Origin of the sequence: Marilutibacter spongiae (assembly GCF_014145325.1) — a bacterium.
GTDB classification, from domain to species: Bacteria; Pseudomonadota; Gammaproteobacteria; order Xanthomonadales; family Xanthomonadaceae; genus Marilutibacter; species Marilutibacter spongiae.
This window is the reverse complement of sequence record NZ_JACHTF010000019.1, coordinates 1-17,798: the sequence shown is the minus strand read 5'-3', so window position 1 is coordinate 17,798 and position 17,798 is coordinate 1. Positions and strand designations below refer to the sequence as shown.

Annotated in this window: 12 protein-coding genes; 9 read left to right on the top strand and 3 right to left on the bottom strand. The window is 61.8% G+C overall.

Annotated features, from left to right (window positions below; genetic code table 11):
* Positions 1-69: 69 nt before the first annotated feature.
* From H4F98_RS14630 to H4F98_RS14620, 3 genes are all read left to right on the top strand, one after another.
* A complete protein-coding gene (locus H4F98_RS14630; RefSeq protein WP_182688580.1) occupies positions 70-3,849 on the top strand; it encodes a methylmalonyl-CoA mutase family protein in 3,780 nt (1,259 codons plus the stop codon).
* Positions 3,850-4,129: 280 nt separating this feature from the next.
* Positions 4,130-6,409, top strand: coding sequence for an ATP-dependent nuclease (locus tag H4F98_RS14625; RefSeq protein ID WP_182688579.1), 2,280 nt, complete (start codon positions 4,130-4,132; stop codon positions 6,407-6,409).
* Positions 6,406-8,322, top strand: a complete 1,917-nt coding sequence (locus H4F98_RS14620) for a UvrD-helicase domain-containing protein (protein ID WP_182688578.1) — start codon at positions 6,406-6,408, stop codon at positions 8,320-8,322. The genes H4F98_RS14625 and H4F98_RS14620 overlap by 4 nt, the downstream gene beginning before the upstream one ends.
* 131 nt (positions 8,323-8,453) lie before the next feature.
* Here H4F98_RS14620 and H4F98_RS14615 read toward each other — a convergent pair whose 3' ends face one another.
* On the bottom strand, positions 8,454-9,383 hold the full coding sequence (locus H4F98_RS14615) for an SOS response-associated peptidase family protein (RefSeq protein WP_182688577.1): 930 nt from the start codon (positions 9,381-9,383) through the stop codon (positions 8,454-8,456).
* Between the two features lie 146 nt (positions 9,384-9,529).
* Here H4F98_RS14615 and H4F98_RS14610 point away from each other — a divergent pair, with 146 nt between their 5' ends.
* The 5 genes from H4F98_RS14610 (at position 9,530) to H4F98_RS14590 (ending at position 14,072) form a co-directional block, all read left to right on the top strand.
* Complete coding sequence (locus H4F98_RS14610; protein ID WP_220479238.1) at positions 9,530-10,375, top strand: N-acyl homoserine lactonase family protein; 846 nt, start codon at positions 9,530-9,532, stop codon at positions 10,373-10,375.
* A 408-nt stretch (positions 10,376-10,783) separates the two neighbouring features.
* Positions 10,784-12,061 carry a hypothetical protein gene (locus H4F98_RS14605; protein ID WP_182688576.1) on the top strand — a complete coding sequence of 426 codons (1,278 nt, stop codon included), beginning with the start codon at positions 10,784-10,786 and terminating at the stop codon, positions 12,059-12,061.
* A 104-nt stretch (positions 12,062-12,165) separates the two neighbouring features.
* Positions 12,166-12,750: a hypothetical protein gene (locus H4F98_RS14600; protein WP_182688575.1), complete on the top strand. Its 585-nt coding sequence runs from the start codon at positions 12,166-12,168 to the stop codon at positions 12,748-12,750.
* Positions 12,751-12,886: 136 nt separating this feature from the next.
* Positions 12,887-13,558 carry a DUF6988 family protein gene (locus tag H4F98_RS14595; RefSeq protein ID WP_182688574.1) on the top strand — a complete coding sequence of 224 codons (672 nt, stop codon included), beginning with the start codon at positions 12,887-12,889 and terminating at the stop codon, positions 13,556-13,558.
* A 145-nt stretch (positions 13,559-13,703) separates the two neighbouring features.
* Complete coding sequence (locus tag H4F98_RS14590) at positions 13,704-14,072, top strand: hypothetical protein (protein WP_182688573.1); 369 nt, start codon at positions 13,704-13,706, stop codon at positions 14,070-14,072.
* Positions 14,073-14,146: 74 nt separating this feature from the next.
* On the opposite strand, the gene H4F98_RS14585 is transcribed toward H4F98_RS14590, so the two are convergent.
* Both H4F98_RS14585 and H4F98_RS14580 read right to left on the bottom strand, forming a co-directional pair.
* Entirely contained in the window at positions 14,147-15,190 is a 1,044-nt protein-coding gene (locus tag H4F98_RS14585; RefSeq protein ID WP_182688572.1) for a hypothetical protein, read from the bottom strand.
* Between the two features lie 230 nt (positions 15,191-15,420).
* Positions 15,421-15,930 (bottom strand): hypothetical protein, encoded by a 510-nt coding sequence (locus H4F98_RS14580; protein ID WP_182688571.1) that lies wholly within the window; start codon positions 15,928-15,930, stop codon positions 15,421-15,423.
* 366 nt (positions 15,931-16,296) lie between these two features.
* Here H4F98_RS14580 and pyrC point away from each other — a divergent pair, with 366 nt between their 5' ends.
* Entirely contained in the window at positions 16,297-17,379 is a 1,083-nt protein-coding gene (pyrC, locus tag H4F98_RS14575) for a dihydroorotase (protein WP_182688570.1), read from the top strand.
* Positions 17,380-17,798 lie beyond the last annotated feature (419 nt).

The following is a 17,798-nucleotide window of genomic DNA, read 5'->3' as shown; positions in this document are numbered from 1 at the left end:
TCGGACGGGGAGGGCCATGGGGCGACACGCTACAATCGTGCAATTGACCCGAACGTATTGAGTCGCCCCATGAGCACGCCCGCCAGCCAACTCCCCCAGGCCGACAGCCCGGACATCGACCCGAGCACCACGCCGCTGCGCTTCGTCACCGCCGCCAGCCTGTTCGACGGCCACGACGCCGCGATCAACATCATGCGCCGGCTGATCCAGGGGCAGGGCGCCGAGGTCATCCACCTCGGCCACAACCGCTCGGTCGAGGACGTCGTCCGCGCCGCGCTGCAGGAAGACGCCGACGGCATCGCGCTGTCGTCCTACCAGGGCGGCCACGTCGAGTACTTCAAGTACATGGTCGACATGCTGAAGGAACGCGGCGCCGGCCATATCAAAGTCTTCGGCGGCGGCGGCGGCACCATCACCCCCGAGGAGATCAAGGAGCTGCAGGCCTACGGCGTGGAACGCATCTACCACCCCAACGACGGCATGCACATGGGCCTGCTGGCGATGATCGAAGACGTGGTGCGCAGGGCCAGGGAAGGTCGGGAATCGGGAATGGGGAATGGGGAATCGGCAAAGCCGGGCGCGGCCAGCATTGACGATGAAATCTCGATCGGACGCATGCTCAGCGCCATCGAAGATGGCGTCTACACCGAGGCCGAGCTGGTCAAACTGCGAAAGGAGTGGGCGAACCGCTCTTCCCAATCCCCATTCCCCAACCCCCATTCCCCGCCCACGAGCCCTGTCGTGGGCATCACCGGCACCGGCGGCGCCGGCAAGTCCTCGGTGACCGACGAGCTGCTCAACCGTTTCCTGTCCAGCTTCCCGGAGATGCGCATCGCGGTGATCTCGGTCGACCCGACCCGCCGCCGCACCGGTGGCGCGCTGCTGGGCGACCGCATCCGCATGAACTCGCTGCGCTCCCCGCGCGTGTACATGCGCTCCATGGCCACGCGCCGCCAGCACGCGGCGACCAACGTCGTGCTCAAGGACTCCATCGCCTTCCTCAAGGGCCTGGGCTTCGACCTGGTGATCGTCGAGACCGCCGGCATCGGCCAGAGCGACTCGGAGATCGTCGACCTGGTCGACTTCCCCATGTACGTCATGACCAGCGACTTCGGCGCGCCCAGCCAGCTGGAGAAGATCGACATGCTCGATTTCGCCGAGCTGGTCGTGCTCAACAAGTTCGACAAGCGCGGCGCCGAAGACGCCCTGCGCGACGTCCGCAAGCAGTGGAAGCGCAACCGCGTCGCCTTCGACATGAAGGACGAGGACGTGCCGGTCTACCCGACCATCGCCAGCCAGTTCAACGACCCCGGCGTCAGCTGGATGTTCGCCAACCTGTGTCGCCTGCTCAAGAAGCGGGGAATGGGGAATGGGGAATCGGGAGACGAGGCAAAGCAGGGCGCGGGTGCTGGCTTCGCGTCGCCCCACTGTGACTTCACCCCCGACATCGACACCTCGCTCAAGGAACCGCGCGCCACCGTCCTGATCCCCGGCAGCCGCGTGCGCTACCTGGCCGAGATCGCCGAGCAGGGCCGCGCCATCAACCGCCAGATCGAGACCGCCGCCGAAATCGCCGACCGCGCCCAGGCCTGCTGGCAGGCGCTGGAAGCGCTGGAAGACGCCAAGCTGCCGAAGGCGCTGGACCTGTTCGATGCCGAAGACCTGCTCCCCTCTCCCCACGGGGTGAGCGGGGCTTTCGAGTCGCGCAGCGGCGAGCCCGCGAACGCCCCCGCGCATGCAGGCGCGGGGGCCGGGGTGCGGGTCGGGGGTGAGGGTTCGGCCGCAGTCGTACCTTCAGGTGCTGCGAACCCTCACCCCAACCCTCTCCCGGAGGGAGAGGGGGCCAAACCCGACGCCACCCTGCTGACCCTGCGCCAGCGCTACAACGATGCGGTGCAGTCGCTGTCGTCCGAAGCCCTCAAGCTGCTCCGCGAGTGGCCGGCGCGGCTGAAGTCGATCACCGACGAGGTCAACGAGTACAAGGTCCGCGACAAGACCATCCGTGTCGAGAACTACCGCGAGTCGCTCAGCCACCAGATGGTGCCCAAGATCGCAGCGCCGACCTACAAGGCCTGGGGCGAGCTGCTGACCTTCCTGCAGAAGGAAAACCTGCCGGGCGCCTATCCGTACACGGGCGGCGTCTACCCCTACCGCCGCACCGGTGAGGACCCCATCCGCATGTTCGCGGGCGAGGGCACCCCGGAGCGCACCAACCGCCGCTTCCACTACCTCAGCGTCGGCCAGCCGGCCGCGCGCCTGTCCACCGCGTTCGACTCGGTCACCCTCTACGGCGAGGACCCGGCGCCGCGTCCGGACATCTACGGCAAGATCGGCAACTCCGGCGTCAACATCGCCACGCTCGACGACATGAAGAAGCTGTACTCCGGCTTCGACCTGTGCGCGCCGACCACCAGCGTGTCGATGACCATCAACGGCCCCGCGCCGATGATCCTGGCGATGTTCATGAACACCGCCATCGACCAGCAGGTCGAGAAGTACCTGCGCGAGGACCAGGCGCGCTGGGATGCCGCCCACGACACCATCGAGAAGCTCTTCGAAGGCAAGAAGCGCCCCGAGTACTCCGGCAGCCTGCCCGACACCAACGACGGCCTCGGCCTGGGCCTGCTGGGCGTCACCGGCGACCAGGTCGTCGATGCCGAGACCTACGCCCGCATCAAGGCCGAGACCCTCAAGACCGTGCGCGGCACCGTCCAGGCCGACATCCTCAAGGAAGACCAGGCCCAGAACACCTGCATCTTCAGCACCGAGTTCGCCCTGCGCATGATGGGCGACATCCAGCAGTACTTCGTCGACAAGGGCGTGCGGAATTTCTATTCCGTGTCGATCTCCGGCTACCACATCGCCGAGGCCGGCGCGAACCCGATCAGCCAGCTTGCCTTCACCCTGAGCAACGGTTTCACCATCGTCGAGTACTACCTCGCGCGCGGGATGAAGATCGACGACTTCGCCCCCAACCTGTCGTTCTTTTTCTCCAACGGCATGGACCCCGAATACACCGTCATCGGCCGCGTCGCCCGCCGCATCTGGGCCCGCGCCATGCGCGAGCGCTACGGCGCCAGCGCCCGCAGCCAGATGATGAAGTACCACATCCAGACCAGCGGCCGCTCACTGCACGCGCAGGAGATCCAGTTCAACGACATCCGCACCACCCTGCAGGCCCTGTACGCCCTGTTCGACAACTGCAACAGCCTGCACACCAACGCCTACGACGAGGCCATCACCACGCCCACCGAGGAATCCGTGCGCCGCGCCGTGGCCATCCAGATGATCATCAACAAAGAACTGGGGCTGAACTTCTGCGAGAACCCCTGGCAAGGCAGCTTCATCGTCGACAAGCTCACCGACATCGTCGAAGAGGCCGTCTACAAGGAGTTCGAGGCCATCAGCGAGCGCGGCGGCGTCCTGGGCGCCATGGACACCATGTACCAGCGCGGCAAGATCCAGGAAGAAAGCCTCTACTACGAGCACAAGAAGCACGACGGCAGCCTGCCCCTGGTCGGCGTCAACACCTTCCTGCCCAAGGACCACGGCGGCGACATCGTCACCGAGATCGAACTGATCCGCTCGACCGAAGGGGAGAAGGGCCAGCAGATCGACAACGTCGCGGGCTTCCAGGCCAACCGCAACGCGGCCTTGCTCCCCTCTCCCGGCGGGAGAGGGGCCGGGGGTGAGGGGCCGACCACCAACGGACTCTCCTACCTCCAAGCCACCGCCCGCGAGCGCCGGAATGTGTTTGAATCGCTCATGGAGGCGGTGAAGACCCACAGCCTGGGGCAGATCTCGCACGCGTTGTATGACGTGGGTGGGGAGTATCGACGGAATATGTAGCACCTGGTAAGCCGCAGACGAAGTGTGTGCTGCACACGTTTTCGGATTGGTGTGGTCAGCCTGGGACAAGCGGGAACCGACTGTGTTGGTGGATAAATAGTTGGTGCATTTTGGGGGTGGAGAGGTGTCGAGTCGACGCTGGGATTTCAGACTGTCGTTCGGCTAAGGCGGTATCAAAGCGCGTAGTTGTACGGTTGCTTTGCGTCAGATCTCGAGGAGGGGTCCGGTTATCCGCCATCGATACTGCAGCCCGCTCAGTTGAGGTATCTATGGAGGGAATATGCATCTCAAGTCTTATCGCCTTCAAAACTACAGGCGGCTGCGCGACGTTCACATTGAACTAGCCTCGGATATCTCAATTTTCGTTGGGGCTAACAACAGCGGAAAGACTTCTGCTACTCAGGCACTTCCACTGTTCCTCTCGGGGCGGAAAGAGAAAATCTCGTTATTCGACTTCAGTTCCAGTGTCTGGAAGAAGTTGAACGAGATCGGAGAGGCTCCGCTCGCCAACGATGCGGAGGCTGCGCTTCCATCTATCACATTAGACCTTTGGTTCGATGTCGCCGAGGAAGATCTTTATCTAGTCTTGCCTATCCTACCCAGTTCGGCGTGGCAGGGTAACGAGGTGGGTATTCGTGTTGAGTTTGGAGTGGTCAATGCATTCGAAACGCTTAGTCGTTTTCGGGATGCGCAGCAGAAAGCGGCTGAACAGATCGAGGCGCTGGGGGAGAACGCAGGGACATATACGCCTTGGCCGAAAAGCCTAACGAACTTTCTTGAGCAGGAACTAAGAAGAGAGTTTGAATTTCGCTACTTCGTTCTTGATCGGGCTCAATTTAACGATGCTTATGTTGAGTTAGAAGCCGACTACAATCCACAATCGATAGCTGCGGAGCCGGGCGGCGGGGCAATTCTACGCTCATTGGTCCGTGTGGATTACCTGCATGCACAACGCCACCTAGCTGATCCAGACTCAAATAATGCTGGAGGGATAGGGCGTGCGGAAGATTTGTCGCGTCGCCTAAGTCGCTTCTACGAGCGCAATCTCGCGCAAAGGCCAGATGATCATGTTGCGTTGAAGGCTCTTTTCGATTCCGAAGCGAGCCTCAACGAGCATTTGATGGACGTATTTAGGCCGACATTGGATCGGATCGCCAAGCTCGGCTATCCAGGCATACACAATCCACGTCTTGAGATCGCGTCGGGCCTGAACCCGGCGACCGTAATGAGCCAGGACGCAAGAGTTCATTACGTGCTAGGCGAAGACATGCCTTTGCGGCTGCCTGACAGCTACAACGGACTGGGCCTTAAGAATCTCATTTACATGGTTGTCGAGATTCTCGACAGTCAAGAGAAGTGGAGGCTCGAAGAGAACAGGCCTCCACTGCATCTTGTTTTTGTGGAGGAGCCGGAAGCTCATTTGCATGCACAGTTGCAGCAGGTATTCATCCGTAATGTTTTGGAGCTACTGAAGGTTGAGGGGGAGGAAGACAGTGCCTTCCATTCGCAGCTTGTGGTTACCACGCACTCGCCGCACATACTTTACGAAAGGGGGTTCACACCAATCAGGTACTTCCGTCGGCGGATCACCGATGGCGAGCAGTCCACCCAGGTGCTCAATCTGTCGACGTTTCAAGCAGGCGACGCGCCAAAAGATCGCGAATTCCTACAGCGATACTTGAAGCTAACTCACTGCGATCTTTTCTTCGCCGACGCCGCAATTTTGGTAGAAGGAAACGTGGAGCGGCTACTGTTGCCTCTGATGATAGAAAAGGTTGCAAAAGGCTTGACCGCCGCATCTTTGTCGGTGCTAGAGGTCGGAGGAGCATTTGGGCACCGTTTTCGAGAACTGATCCGCTTTCTCGGGATCAGTACGCTGCTCATTACCGATTTGGACAGCGTTGCTATCGTCGAAGCTCCAAGCGAGGACGAAGAGGAGAACGAGAAGGAATTTGAAGTTCCTGCAGAGGACGACGGCGGGCAGTTCATAAAGACGTTTGGCAAGACCTGCGAGCCTCTTGAGGAGGGCGCGGCTACGGCTAATCAGACGCTCATCCAGTGGCTTCCAAAGAAGAGGACGATCGCTGATCTGCTTGCGGCAACGGAGAACGAGAAAATCGAAGAAATTCCGGGTACCGACAACGCGAAGGTGCGTGTTGCCTACCAAGGTGTTGTCGATGTCACTTGGCAGGATGTCTCGGAGTCAGTCTGTGGTCGTACCTTGGAAGTTAGTTTTGGTTTACAAAATGCGGAATGGTGCCAGAATCCGGATCGGAAGTCGCTAGGATTGAAAATGCGCGGACAGATCGCAACACCAGCGGCCTTGGCCACCGGTCTACATAAGCGCGTCATCGGGCAATACTTTGACAAGACGAAGTTCGCGCTCGGCGTCCTTGCTCGCAAGGAAGAGCAATGGACGGTGCCTCTTTACATCCAAGAAGGCCTTCAATGGCTAGAGAAGATCATTATCCTAGAAATTGAAGAAGAGGTTGAAGCCGCTGCTGAAACGATTCCGGCCGAGATGGTTGAATTGGCACAAAGTCCGGAGCAGGCCCAATGAGCGGGCGGGTAGGTAAGCCAGACACGTCCGCCGACATCGAATTGAGAGAGTGCGTTTCCTCCAAGCTACGCCGTTCGTTCGTGATGATCGCAGGCGCAGGCTCTGGTAAAACCACATCTCTTATAAAGGCGATCTCAGCGATAATCGAGCTTCACGGTCCGGATTTGAGAGGGCGTCGCCAACGTGTCGCGTGTATTACCTATACTGAGATTGCAGCTCAAGAAATTTGGGGTGATGTCGGTAACAGTCATATTGTCCATGTGTCGACTATTCATAGCTTCATGTGGATGTTAGTTCGCCCGTTTCAGAGTGACATTCGTAGATGGGTCTCGTCGCGTATCCAAGATAAGATCCGAGCGCTTCAGGAGAAGGTTTATGGCCCACGCGTCCATCAGAGGACGAAGGATAAGGATCAACGCGATCTGGCTCGCCTCCAAGAGTCTTTGGAGAATATTGATCGAGTCCAGTCATTTAAGTATGGGGCAGGCAGCGATTATACGAAAGGCATCTTGGGCCACGACGACGTGCTGCGGTGTGCGACGGATTTCCTAGATCAACGCCCTCTCTTCCGGTTGCTGCTGGCACAGCAGTTCCCGTTTGTATTCGTTGATGAAAGCCAAGACACCACAGATGACGTGGTGGCGGCGTTAAAGGCGGTCGCAGCGGAATCCCAGGGTAAGTTCTGCCTCGGCTTTTTTGGCGACCCCATGCAGCAGATCTACATGACGGGTGCCGGACGGATTGAAGCCGAGGATGGCTGGCTTACGATCACAAAGGAAGAGAACTTCCGGTGCCCGACAACCGTTTTAGCCGTCGCGAACGCTATTCGCCGCGACGATGACAGGCTAGAGCAAACTAGAGGGCGAATGAGCACGACGCCAGAGGGTGACGAGATTCAGGTCGCAGGTACGGCGCGAATGTTTGTCTTGCCAGCTGACGAGCGTCGCGACGAGAACATCGCAAAGGTTCGCGCCTGGGTCGCGAATCAGAACAAAGATCAAGCCTGGAGAGACGGTCCGATCAAGTATCTCGTCATTGTGCATCGTATGGCAGCTAGGCGGCTAGGCTTTGATGATCTTTATTTGGCGATGAACTCTAAGGCACCAGCTGCATTCAAGGATGGATTTCTTGATGCCAGCTCATGGCCACTTCGACCTTTTATGGCTTTGGCGTTGCCACTTGCTGCCGCGACAATCGAGGGGCGCGAGTTCGATGCCATGACTCTTCTGCGGAGCTTCTCACCAATGCTAGCAAGAGAAAACATGCCTACGAATGGCATTTCTTCTCTTCTCGCCGACCTTCGGCAAGCCGCTGCGAAGTTGGCAGAGTTGATGGGACCTGGGACTGAAGCAACAACTCGTGAAGTGCTTGAGCACATGCGTGACTCGAGATTAATGGCTCTCGATCCTCGAGTTGAGAGCTTTCTAGATTCAGGCGTGCCCATGCCGGGTCAACAGGATGACGAACAATCAGCCCAGGATGACAATGAGGATGCGTCGATAGAAATGCGCGCAATGGATGCATTTCTCGCGTGCAAGGCGTCGGAACTTTGGGGCTACAGAGAGTATATCGAAGAGCTTTCGCCTTTCTCTACGCAGCAGGGCATCAAGGGTGCCGAGTTTGACAGAGTGCTTGTCATTGCTGATGACGCTGAAAGCTCACATTTTCAGTTTTCCTACGACAAGTATTTTGGAGTCAAAGGCCTTTCGCCTAGCGACAGAAAGAGCCTTGACGAAGGGGCGGAGACCCAAGTCGAACGAACTCGCCGTCTCTTTTATGTGTGTTGCACGCGTGCGATGAAAGATCTCGTTGTTGTCTACTTTGCGGATGACGTCGAGAATGCGGAGCAGGCCGTCCGGGCGATGAGATTGTTTCCGGACGATGAGATATTCACTGAGGCGGCATTCGATTGACCCAGGCCCCGTAGGGCGCATTAACCAACAGGCAATGCGCCGAACGAGGTATCCGAAGCCGGAATCAAAGGGGACGGAGGTAATTGAATGTCCCCTTTGATTTCCCCTTCTGATCCTTCATATGGCGCGCCCTACGCAGCCAAGCGATGCTCGTAGAAGGGGTGCCGCTTGTCGTCGAAGATCGCGTATAGCGCGGCGAGGTCGGCCGGGTCGGGCTGCAGCCAGGCGTCCAGATGCTCGGGCTTGATGTTGATGATCGTCCGGTCGTGACCGGCCGCGGCGACCTCGGGCTCCGGCTCGTCGGTGATGGCGGCGAACGACAGCAGGTCCGGTTCCTTGCCCATGGGGTCGGTCCAGTGGGACCACAGGCAGGCCACCAGCATCGGCTCGCCGGTGCGCGGCTCGAACTCGAGGACCTGGTTGGTGCCGTCCGGCCCTTCGACGTTCTCGTAGAACCGGTCGGCGACCATGATTCCGTGGCTGTAGCCGAACTGGCCCTTCCAGAAGCCCTCCAGGTTGTCCCGCCTGGCGTTGTAGGTGCCCGGGAACTTGCGGTCGTAGAACGATGGCTTGCCCGCCGGCCGGCACTGGTAGCGCATCAGCTTCACCTGGCGCTTCCCGTCCTCGATCACCAGCACCGGGCAGTAGACCCCGGGGTAGATCCGGTGGTCCTGCTCTGACGCCTTCCCGGCGATCGTGTCCAGCCGGCGGCGGGCCGCGTTCACCTTGTTCGTGCCGATCCGGACGTCATCCGCGGCCTTCTTCGTGGCCTTGGCCTGCAGGGCCCGCTCGCCATCGGCGACGCGCTTGCGTTGATTGAAGAGCTCCCGGGTCAGGTCGTCGACCTCAGCGGCGTCCCACTGGCGGATGAGTTCGGCCACCTCCGGTGGCCCGTGCTCGAGGATGTCGCGCTCCGCCGCGCGGGGGACCTTGGGCCGGCGTCCCACCGGCCGGCCATCGTCGCCCCAGTACGTCTTCACATAGGTCTCGATGTCCATGATGGCTCCGTACTCGCGCACGAAGCGGGTGAACTCTGCTTTGACCAGGGCGGAGTAGCACATGGCACGAGCTTAGCGCACCGTTCGAGCAGTTTGGCCACGCTGGTGGGACGCCGGGATCGAGGGGCACGCGCCCGCTCAAACCCCGGTGATGCTTCGATCTGCCGTCGGGCTATAGTCGCGACTGGATGCCACGAACGGAGATCGCTATGTCCATCGCACTTGCTTCGCCCTTGCGGATGGGGGCCGCCGTCGGGCTGCTCGCGTTGCTGGGCCTTCCCGCCCACGCCGCCGATGTCGCCCTGTCCCGCCTGGATTGCGGTGGCGCCCCGGCGCCGCAGAGCGTCGCTGCGTTCTCCGATACCTACGCCTATCCCGAGCTGAAGCTGCAACTGGTGTACAGCTGTTACCTGGTGCGCCACGGTGACCGCTACCTGGTATGGGACACGGGCCAGCCGGCGGATGGTTCGCCGCGGGCGCCGAAGGTCGCACTGGTCGACCAGCTCCGCGCGGCCGGCATCGACCCGGCCGACATCGACTTCGTCGGCCTCAGCCACTACCACAACGACCACACCGGGCAGCTCGCCTCGCTCCCCGACGCGACGCTGCTGATCGGCCGCGGGGACTGGGACGCCGTGCGCCCGGACACGCCGCCCGATGGCATGCCGGCCGCGGATTATGCCCGTCGCCGCGCGCCCCTGGCGCACTGGACGTCGGGCGAGGGCACGGTGCAACCGCTGTCGCAGCCGCAGCATGACGTGTTCGGCGACGGGACGGTGGTGATGGTCAGCCTGCCAGGCCACACGCCCGGCCACCACGGCCTGCTGGTCAAGCTGGCGGGCCAGGGCAACGTGCTGCTCAGCGGCGACGTGACCCACTTCCACGAAAACTACGCGACCGACGGCGTCCCCAACTGGAACACCGACCGCGCCGACTCGCTCGCCTCGCTCGACAGGTTCCGGAAGATGGCCGAACACCTCAAGGCGACCGTGGTCATCCAGCACGATCCACGCGACGTCGGGAAGCTGCCCGCGTTTCCGGAGTTCGCCGAGTAAAAGAGGTCGCAGGCAATCGAGCGCATTGGATTACCTTCGTGGCCTTTCCTCCTCCCCGCGCTGCAGGACGTCTTGGCGAATGCGAGTGGCCATGCGGGACTGCCGTGACTTGAGCGTGTCCATGGAAGGAGCCACTCGGGCTGGAAGATCGCTCTCATCCTAGGAATCGGCAACGGCGCTTCGTCGTGCGGGGAAAGCCTACTCTGACCCCGGCTTTTTGTTCGGCACGCCTCTCGAGTAACCCTGCTGAGATCGTGGCATGATCAAAGCCTGATTCGAGGCTTGGCAAGGGGGTATGGCATGGAAGATCGGCCTGAATTTCTTGTCCGGGGCGAGCGCGCTAGGCTCTTTCCCGTATTGGCTGACACGTCGAAGGAGGGCCGGACTCTATCTATCGTGCTGGCCTGCATGGAAACCGTCGAGGACTTCGGTAAGGCTCTTCTTTCCGATCTTGGCATCAAGACCGGAGCGCGAACGCGGCTGGAGGCCTATACAGAGGTTGTCCTGCAAAAAGGGGGCGACGCGAAGGTCCGACCGGATGGGCTGCTGGTGCTGCGTTCCGGAGCTACTAGATGGACCGCGCTGGTGGAGGCCAAGGTGGGAAATACCGATCTCACCGCCCAACAACTCGAATCGTATTTGGAACTTGCCAGACTCAATGGCATCGATGCGCTGTTGACCATCTCCAACCAGTTCGCCCCGTTGCCGAGTCACCACCCGGTTGCACTGAGCGGTGCTTCCTTGAAGAAGGCGAGTCTCTGGCACTGGTCTTGGATGTATGTACTGACGCAAGCCACGCTTCATCTGGAGAATGGCGACGTCGGGGACCGCGAGCAACGCGTGATCCTGAATGAGATGATTCGTTTCCTCAGTCATCCTAGTGCTGGCGTGAAGGGTTTCGACCAGATGCCCGCAGCTTGGACCGCAGTGGCCAATGCGGTACAGGCGGGAGGCACGATGTCGGCCAAGTCCAGTGATGTGCAAGAGGTCGTGGGGGCCTGGTATCAGGAGACCCGGGACCTGAGCTTGATCCTCAGTCGGCAGCTTGGCGAGGAGGTATCCGTCAAGGTTCCCAGAGCCCATGTCGCGGATCCCGGGCTGAGAATAAAAGAGGACGCTGAGCGCTTTGCTCAAGAGTGCCGCCTGCGCAGTATCTTCTCCGTCCCAAACACGGCAGCTGCCATTGAGGTGGCCGTGGACTTCAATAGGCGTTCGGTCTATGCGTCGATGCGCGTGGCGGCGCCCGGAGACCGGAAGTCGACCAAGGCAAGGTTGACCTGGCTGCTACGTCAGTTGTCGAAGTCCAAGCCCGAGAGCGTGCATGTCCGGTTCTACTGGCCCGGGAGGGGCGCCTGCACGCAACATCCCTTGACGGTCCTGCGCGAGCGCCCAGAGGTGGCGGAGGAGAGCGGAAAGGTCGTGTCTTCCTTCGAGGTGGTCTACGCACGTGATCTTGCGGGCCGCTTCGCCCAGCGCAAGAATTTCGTGGCCGATCTGGAACAGGCCATCCCCGACTTCTACGAGCAGGTGGGCCAGCACTTGAAGGCCTGGCAGCCCCAGGCTCCGAAGATCAAGGAGTCCCGAGCGGACCCGGTGGATGTCGGAACGGAGGCGATGCAGAAGGAAGCTGAGCTAGGGGTGTCAGAACGAAATGCTCTCGGTGATGGAAGCTCTGGAGATACCTAGTTAAGTGCATCTCTGCAGGAAAAGATGATCCGGGGAAGTACGTCCGGTTCACTTGCAGTTTTAGTGACATTGATGAGGGGCGGAAGCCCGACTGAGTTTGAAAAATGATCGAAAAGTTGCTTGAGATCGGGGATGGAAAACTAATAGTCCCGCTGATTGTGGTGTCAGTGGGGATGGCGTTGGCGAAGGGGCTTTTCAGTTTTTCGCGTTCTAGGAGCCAGGATCGTAAGGATTTTCTTGATCTGTTCCGAGCCGGCAATGACGAAACTGATCTTTGGATCACTGTTTCGGTTCGACATGTGTTCGGCGCCTACTTGCCCGCAAGTCTGATTAGGCAGTTGATGTCCGGCCCACAGCCTGGACGAGCGCTACTCGAAGTTGCGAACGCATGGGACTTCATCGATATGGATGATGAAACTGGCGAGTTGTTTTGGAGGCGGAAGATCCTACGATCGGTCAAAGCACGTTTGGTGCTGATTCGTGTATTGGCCATCGTGTATTTCGTGTTAGCTTCGATCTCCCTTTTTCTCGCGTACTTGTGTTTGACGGGAAGCTTCGATGGAAGGACCCTTTGGATCGCATGGGCATATGTTTTGCTGAGCGGTGGAGTTGCTCTGGGTGCCCTGATGTACGGGGACAATCTCCGCGACGCTCACAAGGTGGTCCGTAGATGGTTAGGGATGACGTAAGGGATCAGGCAAACAAGGGCAACAAAAGGGGGGCGGATGGATTTATGTGAAGTTGATTACCTCCGCCTCCGCCTGCGCCTGTTATGGGCACTGAACAGGTCCCCATTTTTGGCCTTGGACTACCAGGACGGCAAGCATGAGCGAGCAATCGGACGCGACGGACGACATGAGGCGCCTCGACACCATCCGTTACGGCACCCGCGCCCTCCATACCGCTTTGGAGCCGTTATGGGATGAGCTGCCCGATCCGTCGAGCCGTCGTGAGCTGGTGATTCGTGGTTTCGCGAACATCGTCAGGCACCACGTGGTCGCTCAATTGGTGCTGGTGCAGCGCGAGCTGGACGTTTCGGCGGCCGCACTGGTGAGGCCCACTTATGAGGCCCTGCTTCGCGTCATATGGTCGATGCGCGGTGCTGATGAAGACTGGATCACGCAATTCTTGACGCCGAATGATGCAGCCCTCGCATCGGGTGGGGAGACCCGAATGGGACCCGACGTTGCGACCATGCTAAAGGCGATCGCAGTCCAACATCCCGCTGAAATCCACGCGCCCCTCTTGGCCATGAAGGAGGCGACATGGCGAGCGATGCACTCGTATGTCCACGGCGGCATCCGCCCCTTGGTGCAGAGCTTCGCGCCGTTCCCGCACAAGGAGGCAGGGTCTCTGCTGCGCAATGCCAACGGGATGTTGTTCCTCGCCACCAACGCCGTGCGTATGGCGCATGGTTTGCGTTCGCCGATGCTGCCTACGCTGCAGGCCCAGTTTGCCGACTGTTTGCCGTCGATAGAAGTACACGAAGGCCCGTAGGATAGTGGGGAACTGAGTACGGTTGATTAGATCCGGCTCCTTTGATGGTCCTCCAGCTCGTTCGCGATCAGTTCGGCCGTGAACACGTACCGCTACACCGTATGAAGTACCCTCGCGCTGACCCCCGTCCCAGCGAGAGCGCCAGATGATTCGTATCGCCCCCGTCCTTCCCGCCAGCCTGGCGCTCGTCGTGGCGCTGGTCGCGGCGTCCTGTGCCACCGCACCGGATACGTCGGGACCGGAGGCTGGGCGGATGCGCGTCGAAGGCACCATCACCTCCATCGACACGCAGCCCTGGGCCTATGACGGCAACGCCATCGTTCAGCTGGACGTATCGGGACGGGGTGCGGTCCGGGTGGAGCTGCCGGCGCGCTGGAACCTGTGCAAGGCCGAGCCGGTGGACGTGCAGGCGCTGGCGGTCGGCATGCGCGTGCAGGCCGTGGGCCAAGCGACGGGCGAGGGTGGGGTGGTGGTGTGCCAGGACGCGGCCGATCGGCTGGCGCCGCTGCAGTAGGGCGCGCAGGGCGCATTGACCGACAGGCAACGCGCCCCATTACCCCGGTAGGCGCACCGGGGCCGCCTCACCCCTCATTCGATCATCAGCTGCTTGAAATCGTAGTTCGTCCGCAGCTGTTGGTCGATCAGCCATTGGCGCAGTTCCGCGTCGGTGAAGCCGCGTTTCGATCGGTCGATATAGGCCGACATCCGCTCGAACTCCCTGGGGTTCGAGGCATCCACCTGGAACACGGGCGACGCCTTGTCCATGATGGCAAGGCGCCTGGAGAACTCAATGCCCACGCCCATGCCCACGCGCGTCCACCAGAAATCATGGGGCTTGTCGTTCTTGAGGAACGGTCCCAGCACCCAACGGGCGATGCCGACGTTGAGCGCTTCGATCCGCTCCTTGCCCAGGTTTTCCACCAGGCCGGGCACGTCGGGGTCGTAGACGTACAGGTCGCGACCGCCCGTCCCGACCTGGAGCGTGTCCGGAGTTCGCCGATGGTTGGCGATCAATGCCATCGTTTCTTCCAGTTGCACCAGTTGCAGCAGCCCGCCGAAGTGCTTGAGCCGCCTGGCCAGCCCCTCCCGGGTCTCGCGGGTGACCCCGGCCCAGTGCTTGATCGGCTGCACCACCAGGCAGGACGGTTGCATGGAAAGCTTGAAGTCCAGGCCGCCCAGGACATGTTTGGACTCGCCGTAGAGATCGGCCACCAGCCACAGCGCGACGTCGGCATCCTTGAGGATCCCGCATGCCTGGCGGTAGCGCTCGTCCACGCGTTCCTGCATCGCCGGTTCCCCGTAGGCGGGGCGTTGGCTTCCCCGTACCACCAGGCTCGACAAGGCGCCGGCACCGGTTGCGCGCCACAGCTCGATCTTTCGCAGCAGCGCGTCCCGGTACTCGATGTCGGACATGAAGAGCGTGTCTTCGCTCGCTGCGCTGATGATGACGCCCAGTTCCATTTCGTCCGTGAACAGCTTCGTGCCCGCGTCCACGGCGTCGGCGATGCTGTCTTTGCCGGTCCGGGTGCTGGACGGCAGGTCCGGCCACGCGAAGCGAAGCTCGCGTGCGGGGTAGACCTCGAGCAGCTCCTGCTGGAATGCCCAGTAGTCCTGCAGCTTGGTACTGGGCATCACCGAGACGGAAATCCATCGCTTCGACGCCTGCTGCGACCCCGGCCACCAGCGGCCGTGTGCCGGCCAATACCCTGCACCGCTCACCGATATCCGGCTGATGCCACGGCCATGCCTGGCTACGAACATGATGCGTCTCCTTGTGAATGGAAAGGGTGCAAGCCCGATGGCATGGATGCGTGGCCATGGGGCCCGGGCGACAGCGATCCGGATGGATGCGTGGCTTGGGTTCAGGCGATCCCGGCGGCGGCCGGGGCTTCTCCGGGACGGGGCGTCCGGATACCGGAAATCGGTTCGCCGATGCAGAACGCGAGGACCTGGCGGGGTCGGGAGAGGTCGATCTCGTCGCTATCCAGCAACAGGCAGATCGGGTAATGGCCTGCCATCGGGGACCCCGACAACTGCATGCTGCGCGCATCCCCTTCACCATTGGTGAGCTGGATCAATGCCTGGGTGAACGACGGACCGTCGCTGTCTTGGGCGCGCTCCAGGGCGTCGAACCGGCAGCGGATGCTGCCCTTGAGCATGTAGTCGCGGATCGCCGCGATATGCGCCTTGTAGCGTTTGCGATCGGCGTAGAGCACCAGCACCTGCCTGGCCGCCCCGAACAGCGGGCGGATCTCGGCCGGCGCCGGCGGCAGGCGCTGGACCAGGTCGTACAACGCCGCGCCCTGTTCGGTCACGCCCAGGGTCTGGGCGTTCTTCAGCAGCAGCTCGCATTTCGTGTTCTTCCAGAGCATGGGGTTTTTCCGGGATGGGGTCCGGGCCGGCTCCGCCAGCGGCGGACGCGACGCCCGGAGTGAGAACAGCAGCAGGGGAACGAGTCGCCGTGCCGTGCTCACGACGGATGTGTCGCCACGGTTGCGGCAGGGCGGACAAGCGCGTCACCCCTTCGCGGCGCAGGATGAGGCTGGATGCGCATACCGGATGAACGGGGTCGCGACGCCGTTGTGAAACGGCCCGGAAGGGGTCAGGTTCATCTGTCCCCGAAGTGGCGAGCGGCGCCGCGCACCAGGCGCCGGCGACCCGTGGAAATGGCCCCCCTGCACCCAGCGCCGCCGCTGCGGTAGGGTAGGCGCCCCAGCCGCCCCGATATCCGCGCCCTCGTGACTTCGCTCGCCCACCACGTTCCCGATCCCGCCCAGGCACCTGCCGGCACCACCCTCACGCTGGCCCGCCCCGACGACTGGCACCTGCACCTGCGCGATGGGGCGCAGCTGGCCGCGGTGCTGCCGCACACGGCGGCGCAGTTCCGCCGGGCCATCGTCATGCCGAACCTGCGGCCGCCGGTGACCACCACGGCGCTGGCCGCGGCCTACCGGGAGCGGATCCTGGACGCGCGGCCGGCGGGCTCGGACTTCGAGCCGCTGATGACGCTGTACCTCACCGACAACACGCCGGCCGAGGAAATCCTTCGCGCGCACGCCAGCGGCTTCGTGCACGCGGTCAAGCTGTATCCGGCGGGTGCGACCACCAATTCGGATTCCGGACTCACCGACCCCAGGCGCGCCTATCCGGCGTTGGAGGCCATGCAGGCACTGGGCATGGTGCTGGCGGTCCATGGCGAGGTGACCGACCGCGACATCGACGTGTTCGACCGCGAGCGGGTGTTCATCGAAACCGTGCTGGCCCCGCTGCGCCGCGATTTCCCCGGCCTGCGCGTGGTGCTGGAGCACATCACCACCCGCGATGCCGCCGACTACGTGCGCGATTCGGGCGGCGACATCGGCGCGACGATCACCGCGCACCACCTGCTGTACAACCGCAATGCCCTGTTCACCGGCGGACTGCGGCCGCATTACTACTGCCTGCCGGTGCTCAAGCGCGAGACGCACCGCCAGGCGCTGCTGGAGGCCGCCACCAGCGGCGATCCGCGCTTCTTCCTGGGCACGGACTCCGCCCCGCACGCGCGCGGCGACAAGGAAGCCGACTGCGGCTGCGCCGGCTGCTACACCGGCCTGCACGCGCTGGAGCTGTACGCGACCGCGTTCGAGGCCGCCGGCAAGCTGGACCGCCTGGAAGGCTTCGCCAGCCATTTCGGCGCGGACTTCTACCGGTTGCCGCGCAACACCGGCACCGTGACCCTGCGCAAGGGCGAGTGGACGATCCCCGACGTGCTGCCCTACGGCGACCGCCACATCGCCCCGCTGGCCCACGGGGAAACGCTGGGCTGGCAGCTGGTGGCCTGACACGCGCGTTCCGCACCGAGAATGGATTCAGGTTAATTTATCCGGTGAATTGGGAAGGCCACGGGCCTCGAGGATCGCGGAGCGTTGGACCAATACGTCGCAATGGCCCGGAGGCGGTAGAAGATTTGCTTGCTCCCATTCTTCCTGAGCCGATCAAAAGGCTCTAGGGAAGGTCTGATCAAAGCGCTCTGATGCCTGGATTTCAGCGTCGAGCGCTCGATCGACCTTGAGTTAACCAGAATTCGGCCCTTTCCGGCGGTTCTCGACAGGTTTCCCCGTCTATCAGGCGGAGGCGACGTCCCCCCGGTTTTGAGTAGCGCGGCGATCTGGAGTCCAATTCCCCAGAGTAAGGAGATTGGACGTGAAGAAGCGCTTTTCCGAAGAGCAGATCATCGGCTTCCTGCGTGAGGTCGAGGCCG